The 21,623-nt window shown below is 72.3% G+C and carries 19 protein-coding genes, 1 tRNA gene and 1 pseudogene; 11 read left to right on the forward strand and 10 right to left on the reverse strand.

Annotated features, from left to right (window positions below):
* Window positions 1-129: 129 nt before the first annotated feature.
* A pseudogene (locus IF651_RS12205) lies at window positions 130-1,113 on the reverse strand (type I restriction-modification system subunit M); the annotation flags it as partial.
* A gap of 176 nt (window positions 1,114-1,289) precedes the next feature.
* Between IF651_RS12205 and IF651_RS12210 the strand changes: the two are divergent.
* Window positions 1,290-1,991 carry a phosphatase PAP2 family protein gene (locus IF651_RS12210; protein ID WP_191829412.1) on the forward strand — a complete coding sequence of 234 codons (702 nt, stop codon included), beginning with the start codon at window positions 1,290-1,292 and terminating at the stop codon, window positions 1,989-1,991.
* Here IF651_RS12210 and IF651_RS12215 read toward each other — a convergent pair.
* Entirely contained in the window at window positions 1,977-2,258 is a 282-nt protein-coding gene (locus IF651_RS12215) for a hypothetical protein (RefSeq protein ID WP_191829413.1), read from the reverse strand. The genes IF651_RS12210 and IF651_RS12215 overlap by 15 nt on opposite strands.
* Window positions 2,259-2,886: 628 nt before the next feature.
* On the opposite strand from IF651_RS12215, the gene IF651_RS12220 reads away from it, so the two are divergent.
* From IF651_RS12220 to IF651_RS12230, 3 genes are all read left to right on the forward strand, one after another.
* Window positions 2,887-3,399 (forward strand): GNAT family N-acetyltransferase, encoded by a 513-nt coding sequence (locus tag IF651_RS12220; RefSeq protein WP_191829414.1) that lies wholly within the window; start codon window positions 2,887-2,889, stop codon window positions 3,397-3,399.
* Window positions 3,400-3,482: 83 nt separating this feature from the next.
* Window positions 3,483-3,791 (forward strand): type II toxin-antitoxin system TacA family antitoxin, encoded by a 309-nt coding sequence (locus IF651_RS12225; protein WP_191829415.1) that lies wholly within the window; start codon window positions 3,483-3,485, stop codon window positions 3,789-3,791.
* Between the two features lie 268 nt (window positions 3,792-4,059).
* Window positions 4,060-4,623, forward strand: coding sequence for a site-specific integrase (locus tag IF651_RS12230; RefSeq protein ID WP_191829416.1), 564 nt, complete (start codon window positions 4,060-4,062; stop codon window positions 4,621-4,623).
* Between the two features lie 46 nt (window positions 4,624-4,669).
* Here the strand turns inward: IF651_RS12230 and IF651_RS12235 are convergent.
* The 3 genes from IF651_RS12235 to IF651_RS12245 all read right to left on the reverse strand — a co-directional run bounded on the left by IF651_RS12235 (window position 4,670) and on the right by IF651_RS12245 (window position 6,736).
* Window positions 4,670-4,759 (reverse strand) — tRNA-Ser (locus IF651_RS12235).
* Window positions 4,760-4,867: 108 nt separating this feature from the next.
* The gene (locus IF651_RS12240; RefSeq protein WP_191829417.1) at window positions 4,868-5,887 is read right to left on the reverse strand and encodes an iron-siderophore ABC transporter substrate-binding protein; all 1,020 of its coding nucleotides are present in this window, start codon (window positions 5,885-5,887) and stop codon (window positions 4,868-4,870) included.
* Window positions 5,888-5,896: 9 nt separating this feature from the next.
* Window positions 5,897-6,736 (reverse strand): siderophore-interacting protein, encoded by an 840-nt coding sequence (locus tag IF651_RS12245; RefSeq protein ID WP_191829418.1) that lies wholly within the window; start codon window positions 6,734-6,736, stop codon window positions 5,897-5,899.
* Between the two features lie 272 nt (window positions 6,737-7,008).
* Here IF651_RS12245 and IF651_RS12250 point away from each other — a divergent pair, with 272 nt between their 5' ends.
* The 4 genes from IF651_RS12250 (at window position 7,009) to IF651_RS12265 (ending at window position 11,550) form a co-directional block, all read left to right on the forward strand.
* Window positions 7,009-7,659, forward strand: coding sequence for a DUF4956 domain-containing protein (locus tag IF651_RS12250; protein ID WP_191829419.1), 651 nt, complete (start codon window positions 7,009-7,011; stop codon window positions 7,657-7,659).
* Window positions 7,656-8,510: a VTC domain-containing protein gene (locus IF651_RS12255; protein WP_191829420.1), complete on the forward strand. Its 855-nt coding sequence runs from the start codon at window positions 7,656-7,658 to the stop codon at window positions 8,508-8,510. The genes IF651_RS12250 and IF651_RS12255 overlap by 4 nt, the downstream gene beginning before the upstream one ends.
* On the forward strand, window positions 8,510-10,495 hold the full coding sequence (locus IF651_RS12260) for a carbohydrate-binding domain-containing protein (RefSeq protein WP_191829421.1): 1,986 nt from the start codon (window positions 8,510-8,512) through the stop codon (window positions 10,493-10,495). Before IF651_RS12255 ends, IF651_RS12260 begins: the two co-directional genes overlap by 1 nt.
* Window positions 10,496-10,752: 257 nt before the next feature.
* The gene (locus IF651_RS12265; RefSeq protein WP_194720181.1) at window positions 10,753-11,550 is read left to right on the forward strand and encodes an NAD-dependent protein deacetylase; all 798 of its coding nucleotides are present in this window, start codon (window positions 10,753-10,755) and stop codon (window positions 11,548-11,550) included.
* On the opposite strand, the gene IF651_RS12270 is transcribed toward IF651_RS12265, so the two are convergent.
* Window positions 11,547-11,978: a nucleoside deaminase gene (locus IF651_RS12270; protein WP_422110483.1), complete on the reverse strand. Its 432-nt coding sequence runs from the start codon at window positions 11,976-11,978 to the stop codon at window positions 11,547-11,549. The two genes, IF651_RS12265 and IF651_RS12270, sit on opposite strands and share 4 nt — an antisense overlap.
* 288 nt (window positions 11,979-12,266) lie before the next feature.
* Between IF651_RS12270 and upp the strand changes: the two genes are divergently transcribed.
* Both upp and IF651_RS12280 read left to right on the forward strand, forming a co-directional pair.
* Entirely contained in the window at window positions 12,267-12,902 is a 636-nt protein-coding gene (upp, locus tag IF651_RS12275) for a uracil phosphoribosyltransferase (protein ID WP_191829422.1), read from the forward strand.
* Between the two features lie 273 nt (window positions 12,903-13,175).
* Window positions 13,176-13,802, forward strand: a complete 627-nt coding sequence (locus IF651_RS12280; protein ID WP_191829423.1) for a winged helix-turn-helix domain-containing protein — start codon at window positions 13,176-13,178, stop codon at window positions 13,800-13,802.
* Window positions 13,803-13,854: 52 nt separating this feature from the next.
* On the opposite strand, the gene IF651_RS12285 is transcribed toward IF651_RS12280, so the two are convergent.
* Window positions 13,855-18,540 (reverse strand): sigma-70 family RNA polymerase sigma factor, encoded by a 4,686-nt coding sequence (locus IF651_RS12285; RefSeq protein ID WP_191829424.1) that lies wholly within the window; start codon window positions 18,538-18,540, stop codon window positions 13,855-13,857.
* Window positions 18,541-18,744: 204 nt separating this feature from the next.
* On the opposite strand from IF651_RS12285, the gene IF651_RS12290 reads away from it, so the two are divergent.
* Entirely contained in the window at window positions 18,745-19,512 is a 768-nt protein-coding gene (locus tag IF651_RS12290; RefSeq protein ID WP_191829425.1) for a hypothetical protein, read from the forward strand.
* An 84-nt stretch (window positions 19,513-19,596) separates the two neighbouring features.
* Here the strand turns inward: IF651_RS12290 and IF651_RS12295 are convergent, their stop codons facing one another.
* The 3 genes from IF651_RS12295 to IF651_RS12305 form a co-directional block, all read right to left on the reverse strand.
* On the reverse strand, window positions 19,597-19,905 hold the full coding sequence (locus tag IF651_RS12295; protein ID WP_191829426.1) for a DUF1540 domain-containing protein: 309 nt from the start codon (window positions 19,903-19,905) through the stop codon (window positions 19,597-19,599).
* Window positions 19,906-20,055: 150 nt separating this feature from the next.
* Window positions 20,056-20,553, reverse strand: coding sequence for a heat shock protein transcriptional repressor HspR (locus IF651_RS12300; RefSeq protein WP_191829427.1), 498 nt, complete (start codon window positions 20,551-20,553; stop codon window positions 20,056-20,058).
* Between the two features lie 13 nt (window positions 20,554-20,566).
* Window positions 20,567-21,568, reverse strand: coding sequence for a DnaJ C-terminal domain-containing protein (locus IF651_RS12305; RefSeq protein ID WP_191829428.1), 1,002 nt, complete (start codon window positions 21,566-21,568; stop codon window positions 20,567-20,569).
* Between the last annotated feature and the right edge of the window lie 55 nt (window positions 21,569-21,623).

Here is a 21,623-nt window from a genome sequence, read left to right on the forward strand (position 1 = left end):
GCCCTTGCGGGCCACGGCCACGACGTCGTCGCGGAACTCCTTGGGGTAGGGCTTTGCCACGGGGACATCCTTCCACCTGAGGCCGGAACCTCAGAGATCAGGTGTCAACCAAACTCGGGGCAGACCCTAGCGCGGGTCGTTGATGAGTAGCGGGTTCGCGTCGCCCTCCCACCTGGTCGAGTACGGCGGGTTGGACACGATCGCCTCGAACGGCTCGTCGTCCCAGTGCGCCGGGTCGATCAGGGTGTCGCCGTGGGCGATGTCGAACTGCTCGTAGTTCACGTCGTGCAGGAACATGTTGATGCGGCACAGGTTGTAGGTCGTCAGATTGATCTCCTGACCGAAGTACCCCTGGCGGACCCCGTCCTTGCCGAGCACCTTGCGGTACTTCAGCAGCAGCGACCCGGACCCGCAGGCAGGGTCGTACACCTTGTTCACGCTCGTCTTGCCGACGACCGTGATGCGAGCGAGGAGCTCGGAGACCTCCTGCGGGGTGTAGTACTCCCCGCCGGACTTGCCCGCTGAGGAGGCGTACATCTGCATGAGGTACTCGTAGGCGTCGCCGAAGGCGTCGATCTTGTTCTCGCTGAACGTCCCGCTGCCCAGGTTCAGGTCGCCGATCGCGGCGAGCAGCTTGGCGAGCCTCTCATTGCGCTTGGCCACCGTGGTGCCGAGCCGGTTCGAGTTGACGTCGACGTCCTCGAACAGACCCTTGAGGTCGTCCTCGGCGTCGGTGCCCACCGCGGAGGCCTCGATGTTCCGGAACACCCGCTCCAAGGTCTCGTTGAGGTTCGCGTCGCGCGAGGCCCGGCCGCGCACGTTGACGAACAGCTCCGAGGGCCGGATGAAGAAGCCCTTCTCCGCGACGATCCCCGCGACCAGGCCCTCGTCATCGACGTCGGCGTTCGATGCCTTCGCGTAGTCGAAGTCCACGTTCCCGGCCGCCTGCTCGCCCTCGTTCAGATAGGCGGCGAGGTTCTCAGAGACGTACCGGTAGAACAGGAATCCGAGGACGTACGACTTGAAGTCCCACCCGTCCACGCTGCCGCGAAGGTCGTTCGCGATCCTCCAGATGGTCTTGTGCAGTTCGGCCCTCTGGGTCTCACGATTCATGACGCGACCCTATCGGCACGTGCCGACAGCACCACCTGCCGGGTGACCCGCGCCAGGGCTGTACCGGGCGGCGTCGGGCACAGTAGCGTGACGCCGCGCGTCGATCCTGCAGTGCGCCCGACCGGGGGACGCCATAGGCTGACGCGCCGCACTCGACCCCCGATCGGAGACCTTGAGTGAACGCCTTCGTCCACCGCTACGAGCTCGACACCACTCGACCGTCGGGGCGGGAGGTGGCGCGGGACGCCGCACGTCGCGCCCTGCTCCCGGGCCTCGCCCTGTGGCTGGTGATCGTCGGGATCGGGTTCCTCATCAAGGGCCCCCTGGAGGGTCTCGAGCAGGAGGCCGCGGTCAACGAGTGGTTCGAGTCGAACCGCACGCCGTTCCTGAACACGGTGACCGAATGGGTCTCGGCAATCGGGACCACCGAGTTCATCATCGGCGGCTGCGTGCTCACGATCGCCCTGGTGTGGTGGCGCACACGGCAGTGGTGGTACGCGTTCATCCCCGGGCTCGCGGTGGCGCTGCAGGCGGCGATCTTCCTCACGTCGTCGCTCGTCGTCGGCATCGAGCGCCCCGAGGTGGAGAAGCTGGACGACGCACCCCCGACGTCGAGCTTCCCGAGCGGGCACACCGGCGCATCGACCGCGTTCTACCTGACGCTCGCGCTGATGGCGCAGCGGGTGCAGAACCCGGTGCTCCGCGTGGTCCTGACCGTGCTCGCGGTCCTCGTCCCGTTCGCCGTGGGGACCGCACGGCTCTACCGCGGCATGCACAGCCTGACCGACGTGCTCATGGGGTTCGTCAACGGACTCGCGTGCGCCGTCATCGCGTGGAACTACCTGCGACGCGACGTACGGGCGTCAGCTCGACCCTGAGCGCCAGTGCCACAGGTAGACCACGCCATAGGTGATCCCTGCGGCAAGGAACCCGAGGACGTACGGGGCGAGCGGGCTGCCCTCGATGACGAGCGGCGTCGACCCGAACACGTTGCGGCAAGGCTCCAGCGGGGTTCCGAGCACAGACGTCCCGCACGGAAAGTTGACCGCGAAGGTGAGGGCGAAGACCAGCGCACCACCGAGGACCCCGGACACGAGGCCGTACGCGACGTCCGCCGCCTTGCCGGCGTGTTCATCCGCATCCATGGTCAACTCCGTTTGCCAAGGGGTCGTCCGGCCATGATGCGAGCGTGGCCACGAGAATGCCAGGACTTCCGGTCTTTCTCACCCGCCCAACCGATCTGGGTGCCCGCCCGCGGGACAACCTGGGACGTTGCCGGGCTCCGCGGCACCTGGACGACGAAGGGCCCCACATCCGCAGAATCCTGCGGATGTGAGGCCCTTCGGGTGGCGGTAGCGGTGAGCTTGGATGGCCGCCTTCGACGCCGTACGTTGGTTCTGCGGAAAACCTCCGTTGACCTGCACTGTTGGGAAGGCACTGGTTGCACTGGGCTGGTCATGCCAGCACCCGTGTGGCGGCGAAAACGGAGGCATACCGATGGCTCCAGGCTCCCACCGCGGCGGGGACGCTCCGAGGCGCCGGACCGATAGCGGAGCACGGGAGGTCGGCGGAGGACCGGGTCAGGGGTGGCCGCAGGCCATCGCGCAGCGACGCCGTAGGTGCCCTTGACGCGGACCGGAGCCGGCCGGATGCTCGGCTCTCGGTCCGGGGCCGGACGGCCGCGAGCTTCGCGCCGCCGTGCCCAACGTCACTGCATAACTCTAAGGTGGCCAGCACAGCGCCCCTCATCGCGGACGGAAGGCACTCAGCAGGATGCTCATCACGCGGCCGTTCGACTCGGCGGCCCTCAAGCTCCATCCCTTCAGCTGCGGCGAACCGGACCTCGACGACTGGCTCACCAGGTACGCCGGCCAGAGCGAGAAGAAGGACAACGTCCGCACGACACTGCTCCTGGACGAACAGCAGGGCCGCATCGCCGGCTACTACTCGATGCGCACGTTCGAGCTGTCCGCCGCCGACGCAGCCTCAGCCGACGGGCGGAGCCGCCGATACCCCGTCCCTGCGATGCTCCTTGCTCGCCTCGCGGTCGACAGCGACTACCAGAGTCACGGCGCCGGAAGACTGCTCCTGTTCGACGCGCTGCAGAAGCTCCTGGCTGCGGCGAACAGCATCGGGTTCGAGGTCATCGTCGTGCACGCCCTGCACGAGGACGCTGCGTGCTTCTACCTCAAGCACGGATTCCGGCGATTCCTGGACCACGACCTCAGCCTCTTCCTCACTACGAAGGACCTCCGTGCGACCTTCGTCACTCAGGATCCCAGTTGAAAGCGTACGCACCACGTGCGTACAGTGGACGTACGTCGGTGGCGCAGCGACCCACCACAAGCCATCTGGTACAGGGAGTAGTCATGCCTACCGCAAATGCGCGGTCCGAACGCCTCAGCATGCGCGTTTCGCCCGAAGCCCTCGCGACGATCCGCGAGGCGGCCACAGCACAACAGCAGGACGTGTCCGCCTTCGTCCTTGGTGCCGCGATGGAGCACGCGCGCGAGGTGCTGCTCCGTGACCGCGTCATCCAACTGACACCGCGAGAGCTCGACCAGGTCGACGCCGCACTCGATGCCGAGCCTCGTGTGATCCCAGAACTAGCCGCGCTGATCGCTGCGGTCCGTCGAGACACGCCGCAGCACGGCGCGAAGGAGCTCGCGACGCACTGAGCAAGTCGTCGTCATCACGCGCAGGGCGGTCTCGGAACTGATCCGGGGCCGCCCTCCGTCGTCTCGGCGGCCGGACGGACGGGTGGGGTGCGCGCAGCGAGCTTGCGAGCGGAGCGCGGGGCCCCTCCCGGGAGATCGGCCAAGCGCGGCGGAGCCGCGCCTTGAGGACATCGCGCTGCTGCGCAAGGCCGTCCGCGAGTGGGAGGACCGACCTGCGCTGCCCCGTGGCCGTCGCAACGTCACGCTCCTGCCGCAGATCGTCGACACGATGCTCGGCACCGGGCTGCGGATCGGTGAGTGCCTGGCGCTGCGTGAGGCGGACGTCGACCTCGACGCGGAGGTGCCGACGCTCACCGTGACCGGGACCGTCGTCCGGGCCGAGGGTCGGCTCGTGCGGCAGGGCAAGCCGAAGTCGGACCCGTCGCGCCGAACGATCACGTTGCCGGCCTTCGTCGTCGCGGCCATCACCGAGGCGCTGGACCTCGGCCTCGACGGCGGGCCCGACGAGCTGGTGTTCCCGTCGACCAAGGGCACGCCCCGCTCCCCCAGCCGGGTGCGTGAGCAGCTCCGCGACGCACAACTGGCGATCGGCACCACGGTCACCCCGCACGACTTCCGCCGGACCGTCGCGACGCAGGTCGCGAACTCGACGACGATCGGGAACGCGACGGCGCTGCTCGGCCACGCCGACGAGGGCACCACCGTGCGGCACTACGTGAAGCGGAACCACGTGGCGCCGGACCTGCGGGTCGTCATCGACCAGCTGATCGCGGTGGCGGGAGAGCCGGTCACCGAGTCCCAAAGAGGTGAGTTTCCGGTGACCTCCACATGATGAAGGGCCCCACATCCGCAGAATCTCGCGGGTGGGGCCCTTCGGGTGGCGGTAGCGGTGAGATTCGAACTCACGGTGGACTTTCACCCACACACGCTTTCGAGGCGTGCTCCTTAGGCCGCTCGGACACGCTACCTGTGCCGGTGAACCCGGCCGAAGCAGGATACCTGCTCAGCCCACCGGAATCCCAATCGGCCGGATCACGGGGGCCCGGACCGACGTCGGGCCGCCCGCCCGGCCGCGCTCACTCGCCGCCGAGCGCGTCCGCGAAGAGCGGCACGACGTTGTCGACCGCGTAGATCACGGCGGTCGGCGTGCCGAGCGAGAACGCGTTCGACAGGTCCTTGTCGTCGAACACGACGTAGCGACCGTCGGCCACGGACGGCACGGTCTGGAAGAGCGGCTGCTCCTCGACCTCGGCGGCGGTGAAGCCGATGGGCTGGATGACGGTGAGGTCGGCGTCGAGCAGGTCGAGGGTCTCGGTCCCGAGGTTCACCGAGAACTCCTCGCCCGCAGCCTCGTCGATCTCCGGCTTCGTGACGAACCCGAGCGCCTGCATGAACTCGCCGCGGCTGGACGTCGAGACGTAGGCGCCGAAGCCCTCGGACCAGTACGAGCCGATGACGGCCGTCTTGCCCTCGAAGTCGGGGTTCTCCTCCCGCGCGGCGGCGTAGGCGTCGTCGACCTCGGCGAGCAGCTCGTCGCCGGCCTCGCTGCGGCCGAGGGCGGCGGCGATCATGTCGACCTGGTCCTGCATGGGCGTGAGGTAGGCCTCGCCGCCCTCGGGGACGCCGACCGTCGGGGCGATCTCCGAGAGCCGCTCGTACCGCTCCGGGTCGCCCGAGGACTTCACGTCGAGGATGACGTCCGGCTCGAGCACGGCGATCTGCTCGTACGACGGCTCGAGCGTGTCCACGATCTCGGGAGACGTGGTGTAGGCGTCCTCGAGCCAGGGGCCGACGCCGTCGCCGCCGAACGCGAGCCAGTCGCTCGCCCCGACGGGCTCGACGCCGAGCGCGAGCGCCGTCTCGGCGTCGCCCCACCCGAGCGCGACGACACGGGTCGGCTCCTCCGGGATCTCGACGGTGCCGAACGCGGTGTCGATCGAGACGGGGAACGCGTCGGCCGCGGCCTCCGTGTCGCCCGACGACGCGTCGTCGGCGGGCTGTTCCGCGTCGTCGCCGGACGAGCACGCGGCGAGCGCGAGCACGGCGACGGCGGAGACGGCCGCGAGCGCGCGGCGGGTGCTGGTACGAGCGGTCATGGGTGGTCCTCAGTCCTCGAAGATCTGGCCGATGGGTTCGCGCTTCTCGGCCTGGAACCGGTCCTCGGCACGTCCGAGGGCCCAGTAGCCGGAGAGCGACAGGTCGTCGCGGGGGACGCCGCGGTCGGCGAAGACACGGCGCAGCGCCTTCATCGCCTCGCGCTCACCGTGCGCGAAGACCTGCACGCGCCCGTCGAGCCACTCGGTGCCGTGCACCGCGTCGGGGAGCAGCGTCGTCGTGCCGGCGTGCGCCTCGCCGCGCAGGAGCCACGTCACGGTGAAGCCCGCGGGGGCCTCCAGCGGCTGCGCGTCCGCCTCGGTGCCGATCTCGACGAACACCTGCCCGACGGCGTCGCGCGGCATGGCCTCGAGCGCGGCGGCGATCGCGGGGATCGCCGCGTCGTCCCCGGCGAGCAGGTGCCAGTCGGCGGTCGGGTCGGGCGCGTACATGCCGCCGGGACCGGCGAGCACGAGCCGGTCACCAGGCTGGGCCGCGGCGGCCCAGGGCCCGGCGAGGCCCTCGTCCCCGTGGACGACGAAGTCGATCGCGAGCTGCTGAGCCGCGACGTCGACCCACCGGACGGTGTACGTGCGGGTGACGGGCAGGTCGGCGGGCGGGAGCGTCTCACGCAGTGCGGCGACGTCGTACGGCGGTTCGAGGCCCAGCTCGGGCTTGGCGAAGAAGATCTTGACGTACGCGTCGGTGGACGCGTTGTCCGTGAACGCGGCGAACCCGGGCCCGCCCGCGACCACACGCACCATGTGCGGGGTCAGCCACGTGGTCTCGACGACGTCGAGCACGATCTGGGGCCGGGAGCGGCGGGGCGCCTGGACGGTGGGGGTCGACATACCTGCCTCTCGTTCGGACTCATCCTTGCTTAGGTGAGGCTAACATCACCTGCCGCGCCGATCGCGGGTCCCGATCGATGATCCCGGTCACACGCGGGCGGCCGCCGCGCGCCGTCGAGCCCGTCCTCGGCAGATGAACGCCCGGTGACCTGCCGATGCACAGGACTCACACGGCGACCTTGTGCCCGGCACAGCAGGCACACAGGGTCGGGCGGTGTTCTGAGACCTGTCAGCATCCACGGCGCCCTGCGCCCCGGCCCCGGAGCCGCCTCGTGTCCCAGAACCTCCTGTACGCCGTCGACCTCGTCGCCGCCGCCGTCCTCGCGTTCGGCCTGTACTTCCCTCGCCATCGTCGGCGCGACCTCGTCGTGGCCTATCTGGGTGTCAACGTCGGGGTGCTCGCGGTCTCGGCGACGCTCGCGTCGAGCGCGGTCGGCGCCGGACTCGGTCTGGGGCTGTTCGGCGTCCTGTCGATCATCCGGCTGCGCTCCACCGAGCTGTCGCAGACGGAGGTCGCCTACTACTTCGCCGCCCTCGCCCTGGGTCTCCTCGGCGGGCTCGGCAGCACCACGGGGTGGATCTCGCTCGCGGGCACGGTCCTGGTCCTGGTGGTCATGGCGGTCGTCGACCACCCGCGTGTCCTGCGCCGCCACCAGAGCGGGACGATCGTCGTCGACCGGGCCTTCCCGGACCGCGACGAGCTCGCGACCTACCTCGAGCAGCTCCTCGGTGCCCGCGTGCACGGCGTGAGCGTGCAACGCCTCGACCTGGTGAACGACACGACGCTGGTCGACGTGCGCTACGAGATCCCCAGGGACGGAGCGCCCCGGCGCACCGACGTCGTGACCTCGGCAGCGGCGAGCGCACTCCCGACCTCCCCGCCGGCACCGCCGACCGCCGACCGTCTCGAGGTGCGCGCGTGAGCACCGCCCTCGCCGCGTCGACCGACGACCGGGTCCGCGCTGCGCTCGACCCGCTCGACGGCGTCGGGCTCGAGGAGCTCGTCCACGCGGCCTCGCTCCTGACCCGGGTCGACCGCAAGTACGTCCTGCCTGCCGACGCCGCGGTCCGCGTCCTCGACGAGCTGGCCGGCTCGACCACGGCCCGGGTCCTGGAGATCGACGGTGCGCGTGGCTCGGCCTACGAGTCGGTGTACTTCGACACCCCGGACCTCGCCTCGTTCCACCTGACCGCCACGCGCCGTCGTCGGCGGTTCAAGGTCCGCACCCGGACCTACCTCGACTCGGGGACGAGCTTCCTCGAGGTCAAGACGCGGGCCGCCCGCGGGACGACGCTCAAGCAGCGCGTCCAGCACGACGACCCGGCCGCGCTCGGCACGGGCCGCGTGTTCGTCGGCGAGACGCTCGCGACCCAGGGCGTCGACGGCGCCCCGCACCTCGCGCTCGCCCCCGGGCTCGTGTCCCGGTACCGCCGCACCACCGTCCTGCTCCCCCGCGGGGACGGCGCCGCGCGAGCGACCGTCGACACCGGCCTGACCTGGGAGCTCGACGCACCCGGTGCTCCGGTGACGCGGGCCGTGCCCCACCTGGTGGTCGTCGAGACCAAGGGCGGCTCCACGCCGTCGGACCTCGACCGCCTGCTGTGGCGCCACGGCCACCGGCCGGAGCGGCTCTCCAAGTACGGCACCGGGATGGCCCTGCTGTCCCCCGACCTTCCCGACGGGCCCTGGCGGCGCGTGATCCGCCGCTACCTGGCCCCCACACCGAACGTCTCCGCCCGCACCCCCGGGCGGACCACCGACAGGAGCATCTGATGCGTATCCGCCGTCCCCTGACCTACCTCACCGCAGCGGCGGCCGCCGCCGTGCTCGCCGGGTGCTCGATCCTCGGCAGCCCGGACGAGTCGACCTCGTCCGCGGGCACCGACGGTGCGACCAGCGCGAGCGACGCGAGCCTCGTCTCGAGCGCCGTCGCCGGCATGACGCCCGACGAGGCACGCACCGAGAACACCGCCGTGACGGTCGACGACCAGGACGTCGAGTACGACGAGGCCGACGTCGTCGCGGTGTCCCTCGACGGCGACACGGCCGAGACGAGCGGCGACGGCGTGAGCGTCGACGGCTCGACCGTGACGATCAGCGCACCGGGCACGTACGTGCTGAGCGGCACGCTCGAGGGTCAGGTGGTCGTGGACAGCGACGCCGACGGGCTCGTGCAGGTCGTGCTCGACGGTGCGGACGTCACCGCCACCACCAACGCCGCGCTGAACGTCCAGGACGCCGACGAGGTCGCCGTGATCCTCGTCGACGGCTCCGCGAACAGCCTGACCGACGCCGAGACCTACTCCGACCAGGACGAGGACGACGAGCCCGACGGCGCGCTGTTCTCGACCGCCGACCTCGTGATCGGCGGCTCCGGCGCCCTGGCGGTGACGTCCCACGAGGGCGACGGCATCGTCTCCAAGGACGGCCTCGTCGTCGTGGGCGGCGACCTGACGGTCGACGCGGGCGACGACGGCGTGCGCGGCAAGGACTACCTGGTCGTCACCGGCGGGACGCTCGACGTCACCGCCGCGGGCGACGGCCTGAAGTCCACCGAGGACGACGACGAGACCCTCGGCTTCGTCGACGTGCGCGGCGGGACGGTCACCGTCGCGTCCGGCGACGACGGCGTGCAGGCCGTGACGGACGTGATCGTCTCGGGCGGCACCCTCGACGTGACCGCGGCCGGCGGCGCGGGCGGGACCGTGACCGACGACGCGTCCGCCAAGGGCCTCACGGGTGACGTCGGGGTCGTGGTCGGCGACGACGCGTCCGTGACCGTCGACGCGGCGGACGACGGACTGCACTCGAACGGGGCCGTGTCCGTCAGCGGCGGCACGATCGAGCTGGCGTCCGGCGACGACGGCGTCCACGCGGACGGCGACGTCACGGTCTCCGGCGGCGACCTCACGGTCTCGACGTCCGTCGAGGGCATCGAGGGCGCGGCGATCACTCTCGCCGACGGCACGGTGGACGTCACGGCGAGCGACGACGGCATCAACGCGACGGTCGGCGCGACCACCGACGGGACCATCGGCACCACGGGACAGGGCACCACACCGGACGACGACGCCGCGGCGTCGGGCAGCGAGGACGCGCAGGCACCCCAGGGCGCGGACGGGGAGGTGCCCGATCCCCCGCAGGGCGCCGACGGCGAGATGCCGCAGCGGCCCGACGGCCCTCCCGGCGACGGAGAGCGGCCCGAGATGCCCGCCGACGGGGAGATGCCGCAGGGCGGCCCGGGCGGCGGCGGTGCCATGGGCGGAGAGATGGGCGACGACGGCTCGACGCTCACGATCTCCGGTGGCACGCTCATGGTCGACGCCGACGGCGACGGGCTGGACTCGAACGGCGCGCTGACGGTCAGCGGTGGCACGACGACCGTGCAGGGCCCGACGAACGACGGGAACGGCGCGCTCGACGTCAACGGGACGTTCGAGATCTCGGGCGGCACGCTGCTGGCCGCGGGCAGCTCGGGCATGGCCGTCGCGCCGTCGACGGACTCCGCGCAGGGCTGGCTGGCGACGAACGTGTCCGCGAGCGCCGGCGAGACGGTCACGGTCGAGGACGCCGACGGCAACGAGCTCACGTCGTACACGGTCACGAAGGACACGGCGAACGTCGTCTTCTCCGACCCCGAGGTGACGAGCGGCGACGCGTACGCCGTGACGGTCGGCGGCGAGACGACATCCGTCACGTCGGGCGAGTGGACGGGCGGCGGCACGGGCCGCCCGGGCGCCGCCACCTCCGAGTCCTGACGTCGAGGGAGAACGCGGTGACGGTGACGGTGGCGGTGGCGGTGGCGGTGGCGGTGGCGGTGGCGACGGCGCGCCGTCGGGGCGCGTCGTACCGTGGTGGGGTGGATCCTGATTCGTCCGACGCGGACGTCACGACGCCGGGGGGTTCCGCCTCGTCCGTGCCCACGCTCTCGTCGCGGCTCGCGTGGCGGCCGAGCCAGGCGCCGTCGGGCACGGGACCGGCCCCCTGGACGGGCACGGCCGCGGACGCCGTCGGGCTGCTGCGCGGGCTGCGCGTCACGGCGCTGACCGGGGCGGGCCTGTCGACCGACTCCGGCATCCCCGACTACCGCGGGCCCGACTCGCCGCCGCGCAACCCCATGACGTACCAGCAGTTCGTGGGCGACGAGGCGTTCCGGCGCCACTACTGGGCGCGCAACCACGTGGGCTGGCAGCACGTGAACCGGACCCACCCCAACGCCGGGCACCGCGCGCTGGCGCGGCTCGAGGACGCGGGTGTGCTGGTCGGGCTGATCACGCAGAACGTGGACCTGCTGCACGAGGACGCGGGCAGCCGCAACGTCATCGACCTGCACGGGCGCTACGACCGGGTGATCTGCCTGCGGTGCGGACGCGTGATCTCGCGCGAGCACCTCGCCGAGCGGCTCACGGCGCTCAACCCGGGCTTCCTCGAGTCCGTGACCGAGGTGGGTGACGTCGAGATCGCGCCGGACGCGGACGCGGTGATCGAGCAGACGTCGCACTTCCGGCCCGCGCCGTGCGAGTTCTGCGGCGGGGTGCTCAAGCCGGAGATCGTCTACTTCGGCGAGAACGTGCCGCGCGAGCGCGTGGACCGCGCGTACGCGATGGTCGACGAGGGCGAGGCGCTGCTCGTCGCGGGCTCGTCGCTGACGGTGCTGAGCGGGCTGCGCTTCGTCCGGCACGCGGCGAAGGCGGGCAAGCCGGTGGTCATCGTCAACCGCGGTGCGACGCGCGGCGACCCGCTCGCGACCCTCAAGGTCGAGGCCGGCACCACCGAGACCCTGATCGCGCTCGCGACGGCGCTCGCCGCCTAGCGCCGGGTGCCGAAGAAGTCGCGCAGGAGCTGACCGCACTCGTACTCACGCACGCCGCCGATCACCTCGACGGCGTGGTGGGCGCGCTGGTCGCGCACGAGGTCCCACACCGAGCCGGTCGCGCCGGCCTTCGGGTCCCACGCCCCGAGGACGAGGCGCTGGACGCGTGCGAGCAGCAGCGCCCCGGCACACATCGCGCACGGCTCGAGCGTCACGACGAGCGTGCAGCCCTCGAGCCGCCACTCCCCCAGCGTCGCGGCCGCCTGCCGCAGAGCAAGGACCTCGGCGTGCGCCGTCGGGTCGCCGGTCTCCTCGCGCCGGTTGCGCCCCACGCCCAGGAGTCGGCCGTCAGGCCCGACGACGAGCGCCCCCACCGGCACGTCGCCGCTCGCGAGCGCGTGGGTGGCCTCGTGCAGCGCGAGCCCCACGAGCGACTCCCAGACGTGCCGCCGCGCGGCCAGGGACGCGGGCGGGAACGCGCCGTCGGCCCACGGCAGCTCGAGCCCACGCGCCGGGTCACGAGGGCGGTTCGCGTCGTCGGGCACCGGACCTCCGAAGTCGTCAGCGACTCACGAGCCTAGAGGTTCGTGGAGCGCTGACAACCCACCAGGAGCATGTGTCGTCAGCGACTCACGAGCCTATAGACGCTCGGGGTGCTGACAACCTGCGGGGCTCGTCGTAGCACGCGCGCTCCCGGCGTCCCGTAGCGTGGGGGCATGCGCCTGCACGTCGCCGACCACCCGCTCGTGGCCCACAAGCTCACCGTCCTGCGGGACGAGAGGACGGCGTCCCCGACGTTCCGGCTCCTCGTCGACGAGCTCGTGACCCTGCTCGCGTACGAGGCCACCCGGGACGTGCGCGTCGAGCCGCACGAGATCACGACCCCCGTCACGACGACCACCGGCGTCCGGCTCGCAGAGCCGCGCCCGCTCGTCGTCCCCATCCTGCGCGCGGGCCTCGGGATGCTCGAGGGGATGACGCGGCTGCTCCCGACGGCGGAGGTCGGGTTCCTCGGCATGCAGCGCGACGAGCAGACCCTCGAGGCGATCACATACGCCAACCGCCTGCCCGACGACCTCACGGGTCGCCAGGTGTTCCTGCTGGACCCCATGCTCGCGACCGGTGGCACGCTCGTCGCCGCGATCGACTACGTGATGGAGCGCGGCGCACGTGACGTGACGGCGGTGTGCCTGCTCGCGGCCCCCGAGGGGCTGCGCGTCGTGCAGGACGCCGTCGGCGAGCGGCTGGACGTGCACGTCGTGGTCGCGTCGGTCGACGAACGCCTCAACGAGAACGCCTACATCGTCCCCGGGCTCGGGGACGCGGGCGACCGGCTGTACGGCGTCGTCTGATCCCGGGACGTCGTCATCGATCGCAGTTCGACACCCGCATGACCGGATGCTGAGATTCCACCCCCAGCCCTGGCGCTGGACCCCTCCCGCTGGCATGCTCGGTCTCGTGAGCACCCCGACCACCCCCTCCAGCGCGCCGACCGGCGCGCCCCTGGGCGTGGTCATGTGCGTCTGTTGTCAGGCCTGAACTCCTTCCCCCGGTTCAGAACCTGACCCCGCCGACCCGCCGGACCTCCGGTGACGACGTCGGCCCGACGCACCCGGAGTCACCTCATGACCACGCTCACCACGCACCGCACCACCCGTCGTCCGCGCCCCGCCCGGCCCGGCGCCGCCACGGCACGCCACACACCGGGCTTCCTCCTCTACGTCGGCGTCGACCGGGACAGCGCCGTCGAGGACCCGCGCGCCGAGCTCGTCGAGCTGGCCGACGCGCTGGGCGAGCTCGCCCGCGACTGGCTCCCCGGTGCCGAGACGTACACCGCGCTCTCGCTCGCCGAGCCGTCCGTACCCGCCCAGGCCGGGCGTGCGCCGGTCCAGGACATCGCCGCGTTCCGCGAACGTCTCGCCACGCTGTCCCCCGTGCCACGGATCGTCGTCGACCCGCTCGACCGCACGGTCACGGTGGACGGGACACGGACGCGCCTGACGCATCGCGAGCTCGACCTGCTGACGTATCTTGCGGGCGCCGCGGAGCGCGTCGTCGCCCGCGCAGAGCTGCTCGAGACCGTCTGGGCGGACCACTCCGTCCCGGCCGGCAGCCGCACGATCGACGTGCACGTCCGCCGCCTGCGGGAGAAGCTCGGCCTCGACCACGCCATCACCACCGTGCGCGGGGTCGGCTACCGGTTCGACCCGCAGACCCCGCTGGTGGTCGCGGGCGCGGACGACGCGGCCTGATCCACGTCTGAGCGGTCGACGGCGGACCGGGACCCACCGTCGACGACCGGCGTCAGCCCTCGCCGCACCGGCTCTCGCGCTCCCAGAAGAGGCCGAAGACGTCGCCGCCCGGGCGGACGTTGTAGCTCCCGTTGCGCGCGGCGTAGTTCCAGCCGCGATCCGAGGCGACGGCGCTGTGGTCGTACCCGGTCCACCGCTGCCACGGCTCGTAGCACGCGGGTGCGGCGGTGAACCTCTCCACCTTCACCTGGTGCGACCACGAACTCGCGTGCAGCACGTACGTCGCGCCGTTCCAGTCGACCTCGCCCAGCTCGACCGTCCTGCGCTCTCCTGCGGCGAGGTCCCACGAACCCTTGGCGTGGCCCGTGGCCCGGAACGTCACGGGGACGTTCGAGCCCGAGTTGTCGAGCACGACCGACACCGCGCGGTACGAGTGGTCCCGCGTCTCGTCGTAGTAGGGAGCGCCGAGCGCCTCGGTCGCGGCCGGCGCGACGACCGTGCAGTCGAGCTCCGCGAAGTCCGCGGCCACCTCGTGCGTGAACGTCTGCCCCAGGTGCTCCCGCGACAGCGTGAACGTCGCGGTCCCGGCGTCGACGGCCAGCGCACCCGCACCGAGCTCGACCGTGCCGGTCGCGCCGGGTGCGACGACGCCGAGGTCGGCCTCGCCGAGCGGCGTGCGCGCGGTCACGTGCATCGACTCGGGCGAGTCGTTGCGCAGCGATGCGGTCAGCGTCGCCGAGTCGGCCAGGTCGCCCGTGCAGACGGTCGAGGCGGTCGGCGTCGCGCTCCAGTCCGGCTCGTATCGCGCGCCGTCGTAGGACGCCCGCAGCGCGGTGTCGGCGAAGCCCTTGTCGATGACGTACCGGTACTGCCGGAACGAGACGGAGCCGGCCTTCAGGTCGAGCGACCTCGAGTCGATCTCGAAGGTGGCCGACTGATCGGGTGCGATCTTCTGCACCGGGGTGGTGTCGCCGAACGAGCCGCCCAGCATCCGCGCGTCGAGCGTCTCGTCGGTGTCGTTCGTCAGGGTGCCGACGAGCTTCACCGACTCGCCGTCCCACTCCGCGGTGACCTGCGCCACCGTCGCCCACGACGGTTCGTAGGTCGAGGCGGCGAAGGCTGCGGACGTCGTCCCCGAGCCGGGACCGGCCGGGCGCGCCCGCTCGGCCGTGAAGGTCGCCGTTCCCGCCGCGACGTCGCGGGAGCGGATGCCGAGCGTGAAGGTCGCCTCCTCTCCGGGCGCGACGTCGACGACGTCCGTCGTGCCGTGGCTCCCGGCGGCCATCGACACCTGCAGCGTGGTCGCCGCGTAGGGGTTGCGGAACGTCCCGGTCAGCACGGTCGACCCGGTCGAGCCACCCTTCCCCACGACCCACTGGGCATCTGCCGTCGTGCTGCCGTCGAGCACGCCCCAGTCGAAGCAGTCGACACCGGCGACGACGTGCTCGTCCAGGTCGTGGCCGTCGGCCACCACCCGCACCGTGGTGCCCTTGCTGCCGACCGTCGTCGCGACGTCCAGCGTCGAGCCCGCAGCGACCTCGACGTCGGTCTGCACGCCCGGCACGGAGAACGTCACGGGCAGGGTCGACGCCCGGTTGTCCAGCGTGATCGTGACGGGAGCGCTCGACGCGTCCGTCTCGGGGTCGAACACGCACGCGCCGACGGTGGGCGCCGGTGCGGCAGGAGCGATCGTCTCGGCGGGGAGGGCGACGTCGAGCAGCTCCTGATACCCCTGTCCGTCACCGTCCGCGTCCCGGTGGAAGCGGTACTGGCGCAGCGTGGCGGTGGCGGCCGGCATGCTTGCCGCCTTCGTGTCCAGCTCCAGGTCGGCGGTGGAGTCCGTACGCAGCGGCGTGACGGTCGCCGAGTCCGCGACCGTCGACCACGGGCCGGAGTCGGGTGCGAGCAGCCGGACGTCCATCGCCGTACCGGTGACGTTCTCCACGTGCGCGGTGTACCGGACGGTTCCGCCCACGTTCCGTGCCACCACGTCCGCGTCGGCGTCCGTGAGCCACGGCGGTACGGACCAGCAGTCCGTCGCGGGGAAGGTGCCCGCGTCGAGCTCGTGCTCGAAGATCTGCCCGGCGACGGCCGTCGACAGGAGCAGCCGCGCCGAACCGGCGGCGAACCGCACGCCGTCGTCGACCTTGAGGACTTCCTCGTCACCCGGCTTCACGATCTCTGTCGCGCTCGACCCCGCGCCCTCGAGCGTCACGCTCAGGTCGTCGTAGGCGGTCAGGTTCCGGAATCCCGGCACGACGAGCGACGCCGTGTCCGCGTTCCCCGGCGCGGTGCACTGCGCCTCCACGTTCCCGACGAGTCCCTCCAGGGCGCCCTCCCAGTATCCGCCGACGTCGACGACGACCGGCGACTCGCCGGCGACGACCGCGCCCTTGCCCTCCCTCGGGTCGGTCGCGGTGCCGCTCGCGGTGAGGGTCCGTCGCCCACCCGCGGTGTCGCCGGCGTCGTCGGCGACGAGCCGCACGGGGAGGGTGACGTCCTGCTTCGCGCCCAGCGTCGTGCCCGACGGCGCGACGCACGTCGCGGCGCCGCCCGCGGGCGCGCACGTCCAGCCTCCCGTGACCTTCTGCATGCCGTCGGTGCCGGTGAGCAGGGACAGGCCTGCGGGCACCTGCAGGTCGACCGTCGGATCGGTCGCGTCCCGGTCGCCGCTGTTGCGGACCGTCAGCCGCACCGTGGCTGCACCGGGGTTGTCGGTGGAGAACGCCTGGGGGCCCGCCTGGCCGTAGTCGGCGGTGATGCGGAGCTGCGGGCCGTAGTACTTCACGGAGCGCGGATTGAAGGTCTTGCGCACCGGCTCGAGCCCCGTCGCACGGACCGATCCGGCGAAGGTGTAGTCGCCGCCGTCGTCCGCCCAGACCGGGACGCTCACGTCGCCGGTCTCCGACGGTCCGAGCTTGCCGACGGCGCACGTGACGGTGCTCGAGCCGTCGTCGTTCATGCTGGCCGCACCGCACGGGAGCGACGCCGCCGAGAGGGCGGTCCCGACGGCCGCGCCGAGCGACGACGACTCGTCGGCCACCCGGACGCCGGCCGGGAGGATGACGTCGACGGCCACGTCGTTCGCGGCCTGACCACCGGTGTTCTGCACGGTGATCGGCAGCGGCGCGGAGACCCGCGCGGCGAGGTCCACCACGCCCAGGGTCAGATCGAGGGAGGCCGGGGCGGGCGGCGGCGGCTGCGGTGTCGGCGGCGTGCCGGGTGCCGGTGCGGCGGGGGGGTCGACCACGCCGCCGCCGGCGGCCACCGGACCGGACGCCGTCGCCGGGGCCTCGGGCACGTCGGGTCCCGCAGTCGCCGCGGGCTCGTCCGCCGTCGTGTCCGTCGCGGTGTCCTCCGTGACGGCCGGGGCGTCCGGGTCCTGCGGGGGGATGTTCGAGGGCGATGCCGGGTCGAGTGCCGGGTCGGTCGCCGTGGGGTCATCGCTCCCGGTGTCGTCCGTGGGCGCGGGCGAGGCCTGGACCGTCGGTGCCGGCTCCGGCTCGTCGGGTGAGAACACCCCGAGCGCACCGGCGATGCCGAGCCCCGTGACGGTGAGCACGCCGAGCGCGACGGCCGCGCTGGCGAGCGGTGCCGCCGACACCAGTGCTGCGAGGCCGCCGGCGCTCGCGAGCGCCGCCCCGCCTGCGGTCGACGCGCCCGCGCCCACGGCTGCGGTGCCGGCCGCTGCACCCGCCCCGGTCGCGGCTCCCGTCCCGGCAGTCCCGGCGACCCCGCCCGTCGTCGCTGCCGTACCGGCGGCAGCACCCCCGGTGCCCGTCGCCCCGCTGGCCGCGCCACCCGCCGTCGTCCCTCCGGCCGTGCCGCCTGCGACGCCACCGCCGGAAGCCCCACCACCGGACGCCCCGCCGGACGCGCTCCCCGCGGCGCCGGTCGCGCCGGCACCCACGGCCGACCCGCCCGAGACGGGCAGCGCCGTACCGACGAGGCCGAGGGCGCCCACGCCCAGGACCAGCGGTGCGATGACGGAGCGCATGCCGTGCGACACGTCGCCGAGCTCGAGGACGAGCCCGCGGCACTCGCCGCACCCGTCGAGGTGCGACTCCACGCGCGCGGTCTCGCGCTTGGCGAGCCCGCCACGGACGTAGGACCCGAGCAGCGGGTTGACACCTTGGCACTCCTCGCCGGGCTGACCGCCGAGGTGCTGCTGCAGGTATGCCTGTCGCAGGCCTTCGCGCGCACGGTAGGACAGTGCGGCGACGCCGTTGGCGGTGATCCCGAGGATCGGCGCGATCTCCGCCGGTGGGAGGTTCTCGACCTCGGTGTACCAGAGGACGGCACGCCAGCGCTCGGGCAGCGACTCGTAGGCGCGCGCCACGATGGACCTCTCGAAGCCTGCGAGCGCAGGGTCCTCCGTGGAGGCCATGGGGCCGAACGCGTTCTCGAACGTGCGGTCGTCGTCGGTCGGCTGGGTGCGCCGCGAGCCGTTGACCAGGTCGTAGGAGAGCCGCCGGACCGCCGTGAAGAGGTAGGCGCGGAACGTGACGTCGGGACCGCCGCCGTTCTGCAGGACGCCCAGGGTACGGGCGAACGCGTCGGCCACGACGTCGTCGGCGTCGGCGCGGGACCGGACGTACTGGCGGGCGACGGTCAGGGCCGCGGCCGCGTGCCGCTCGTACAGCGCACCGTAGGCCGCCGTGTCTCCCGCGCGCACAGCGCTGATGAGCTCGGCGTCGCTGGACGCCTCGCTCCATACCTGGGTCTGTGCTGAACTCATGTCACCGATCTGGACGCTCGTCCCATGACGTCGGGTGTCCGGTGGCAATGCTAGACCGCGGAAGCAAGGCAACACAGGGGTCGCGAGGCTACGGAATGGTTACGACACGCTCTGGAGCGGGTGAATTTCCGGACGATCGGGACCAATCTCGAACTTCCGTGCCGAACCGGCGTCATACCTGACCGGTCCGGCGGTCTCATCACCATGGACGACCTCCATGGACATACTGCAGCGCCCGCACGCGGCCTGCGCGACGCGTGGCGCGCCACGAGCGCCGAGCGCGTCTGGCTGCGTGCCGGTGACTGGTACCACCCTGCCGTCGACGCCCTCGTCGAGGCCGTGCTCGAGCGTCGCGACGTGTCCGCCGCCGCCGAGCGGCTCGGACGCGCGCGCGGTGACGCCGGGGTGGGCATGGGCGAGACGCTCGACGACGCCGGCTGCCTCTACCGCGCGCACGGCGTCGATCCCGACCACACGCTGCTCCGGTCGGTCGCCGTGGGGTGGTCCGAGGCGTGGGACTCGTTGACCATCGCGCCCGAGGTGGTGGATCCGGAGTCAGGTCTCGCGACCTCCCAGTACCTCGTGCACCGGCTGCGCGAGACCTACGGCGCGGCGCAGCGCTCGGGCACCAGCTGCGCGACGTCGCACGCGCTCGTCGGTGTGGACGTGGCGCTCGACGGGCTGACCGGTTGGCAACGCATCGCACGGTCGGCCGCGATGGGCCGCGCGCTCACGCAGGCGTTCGGCGAGGGGCACCCGATGGCCACGCTCGGGAACGGCGTGTTCGTCGCGCTGGCCGAGCGACCGGTGGACGGCGTGGCGCTCGGCCACGAGCTCCGGTTCCGCATCGAGCGCACGGGCCTGTCGCTGGGAGTGTCCGCGATCCTGCGCCGCCCTCCCCGGATCTGGGTCGAGCCGTTGCCGGCGACCCACGCCGCAGCGGTCCGGCTCCTCGACGAGATGCACCGGTGACGCACCGCTCCGATCACGTGCGGGCAGACGAGAGCCCCGGTCCGCGCAGGCGGCCCGGGGCTCCGGCTCGTCGTCGGGCGCCGGTCAGCGCTCGCTGAACGTCAGGCAGTCGGCGCTGTGGTCCCCGGTCGAGCCGGCCCCGACGCGGATCGACGGCGCTCCGCACTCGAGCGACTCGTTGTGCACGCACTCGGTGCGCTGGCACGCGCCCACGTGGGCGAGGACCTTCTCGAGCCCACCCTTGGTGCCGAGCGGGATGAACGTGGCGCACTCCGCGTCGCCCGAGTGACCGGCGATGGTGACGGCGCCGGCGTGGCACCCCTGGTCGTGGTTGTAGCCGCACCCGTCGATCGAACACTCGACGACCTGGGGCATCTCCATGAGGCTGCTCATCGATCTCTCCTGTCTGCACGAGGCCCGTGGACCGGGTTTCCGTGTTCAACGGTATTCCCGGAGCCGGGCCTTGTATAGCAAGGAAGGCCTGGCTAATGAATGCAGGCGAGCGGCCTTTTAGGGCACGCCTTTGTGCGTAAAAGGAATGCCTTACCTGGAATTCTGCCCCGGCCGCCACAGCACGAGCGCACGCGTCCGCCCCGCGTACGACTCACGCAGCGCGTCGTCGACGCCGCGCCGCACCCCCCGCCCGCGTGGTACGACGACGACGTCCCCGCTCGCGGCGGCGGCGAAGACACGCCCACCGGGCTCGACCCGCGCGGACAGCACCTCGAGCCGCTTCTCGAGGCGCTCGACCCGGGACTCGAGCGCGAGGATCCGCTGGATCCCGGCGAGGTTGATGCCCTCCTCGTGGCTGAGCCGCTGCACCTCGCGGAGCTTGGCGACGTCGCGCAGCGAGTACCGCCGACCACGGCCCGAGGTGCGTCGCGGCACCACGAGGCCGAGCCGGTCGTACTGACGCAGCGTCTGCGGGTGCATGCCCGCGAGTGCCGCGGCCTGGGAGATGACGAGGACGGGGGCGTCCTCGTCGACCCCCGCGCCGAGGGTGTCCGTCCGCTCGTGGCGTCCGGCGGGGTTCGCGGTCATCACGACCGCCTCCTCACTCCGCCGCCTGGCGCACCAGGTCGGCTCGCACGTCCTCGCCGTCGGTCTCGGCGGCGAAGGTCTCGACGGCCTCTCGGGCCGCCTTCGACAGCTTCTGCGGCACGGCGACCTGGACGCCGACCAGCAGGTCCCCGGTCGTCTTCGTACCCTGGACACCGCGGCCCTTGACGCGCAGCGTGCGGCCCGCGGGCGTCCCGGCGGGAACCTTGACCTTGACGGTCGACCCGTCGAGCGTGGGCACGCTGATCGTGGCGCCCAGCGTGGCCTCGGCGAACGTCACGGGCACGGTGACGCGCAGGTTGGTGCCGTCGAGCGTGAAGACGGGGTGCGGCGTCACGTGCACGGTGACGACGAGGTCGCCGGCGGGTCCGCCGCCCAGACCCGGTCGTCCTTTGCCGCGCAGGCGGATCTTCTGCCCGTCGCGCACTCCCGGCGGGATCCGCGTGGTGACCTGGCGGCCGTCGACGGAGAACGTCAGGGTCGAGCCCTCGACCGCCTGACGGAACGGCAGGGTCGTCGCCGCGGCGACGTCGCCACCGGCTCGCGGCCGGGGCGTCCCGCCGTATCCCTGCGGGCCCCCGCCGCCGGCGAACATGGACCCGAGGATGTCCTCGAACCCGGCGGCGCCCTGTGCGCCACCCGTGGAGTAGCGCACGCGCGAGCCACCTGGCGCGCCGCCGCCGAACATCCCGCCGAACAGGTCCTCGAACCCTGCACCGCCCCCGTTACCCCCGGGACCTGCGGAGAACCGTGCGCCGCCGCCGGCCATCGCGCGGATCGCGTCGTACTGCTCGCGCTCCTTGGCGTCCGAGAGCACGGCGTAGGCCTCGCCGATCTCCTTGAACCGGTCCTCGGCCGCGGTGTCACCCGGGTTCTGGTCCGGGTGGTACTTCCGCGCGAGCTTGCGGTACGCCTTCTTGATCGCGGCGTCGTCGGCGTCCTTGGGGACGCCGAGCGCGGCGTAGAAGTCCTTCTCGATCCAGTCCTGTCCGGTCACGGCGTCTCCCTCCTCGTGGTGTGCGTGGTTCTGGTCCTTCCGCTGCGGTACGGGT

Source organism: Cellulosimicrobium arenosum, from assembly GCF_014837295.1.
Classification (GTDB): Bacteria; Actinomycetota; Actinomycetes; order Actinomycetales; family Cellulomonadaceae; genus Cellulosimicrobium; species Cellulosimicrobium arenosum.

What these genes read in the sequence shown, in the direction of transcription:
- IF651_RS12215 (WP_191829413.1), bottom strand. Translation starts at nt 2,258, where the DNA reads ATGGATGCGGATGAACACGCCGGCAAGGCGGCGGACGTCGCGTACGGC.
- IF651_RS12220 (WP_191829414.1), top strand. Translation starts at nt 2,887, where the DNA reads ATGCTCATCACGCGGCCGTTCGACTCGGCGGCCCTCAAGCTCCATCCC.
- IF651_RS12225 (WP_191829415.1), top strand. Translation starts at nt 3,483, where the DNA reads ATGCCTACCGCAAATGCGCGGTCCGAACGCCTCAGCATGCGCGTTTCG.
- IF651_RS12230 (WP_191829416.1), top strand. Translation starts at nt 4,060, where the DNA reads ATGCTCGGCACCGGGCTGCGGATCGGTGAGTGCCTGGCGCTGCGTGAG.
- IF651_RS12240 (WP_191829417.1), bottom strand. Translation starts at nt 5,887, where the DNA reads ATGACCGCTCGTACCAGCACCCGCCGCGCGCTCGCGGCCGTCTCCGCC.
- IF651_RS12245 (WP_191829418.1), bottom strand. Translation starts at nt 6,736, where the DNA reads ATGTCGACCCCCACCGTCCAGGCGCCCCGCCGCTCCCGGCCCCAGATC.
- IF651_RS12260 (WP_191829421.1), top strand. Translation starts at nt 8,510, where the DNA reads ATGCGTATCCGCCGTCCCCTGACCTACCTCACCGCAGCGGCGGCCGCC.
- upp (WP_191829422.1), top strand. Translation starts at nt 12,267, where the DNA reads ATGCGCCTGCACGTCGCCGACCACCCGCTCGTGGCCCACAAGCTCACC.
- IF651_RS12280 (WP_191829423.1), top strand. Translation starts at nt 13,176, where the DNA reads ATGACCACGCTCACCACGCACCGCACCACCCGTCGTCCGCGCCCCGCC.
- IF651_RS12285 (WP_191829424.1), bottom strand. Translation starts at nt 18,540, where the DNA reads ATGAGTTCAGCACAGACCCAGGTATGGAGCGAGGCGTCCAGCGACGCC.
- IF651_RS12290 (WP_191829425.1), top strand. Translation starts at nt 18,745, where the DNA reads ATGGACGACCTCCATGGACATACTGCAGCGCCCGCACGCGGCCTGCGC.
- IF651_RS12295 (WP_191829426.1), bottom strand. Translation starts at nt 19,905, where the DNA reads ATGAGCAGCCTCATGGAGATGCCCCAGGTCGTCGAGTGTTCGATCGAC.
- IF651_RS12300 (WP_191829427.1), bottom strand. Translation starts at nt 20,553, where the DNA reads ATGACCGCGAACCCCGCCGGACGCCACGAGCGGACGGACACCCTCGGC.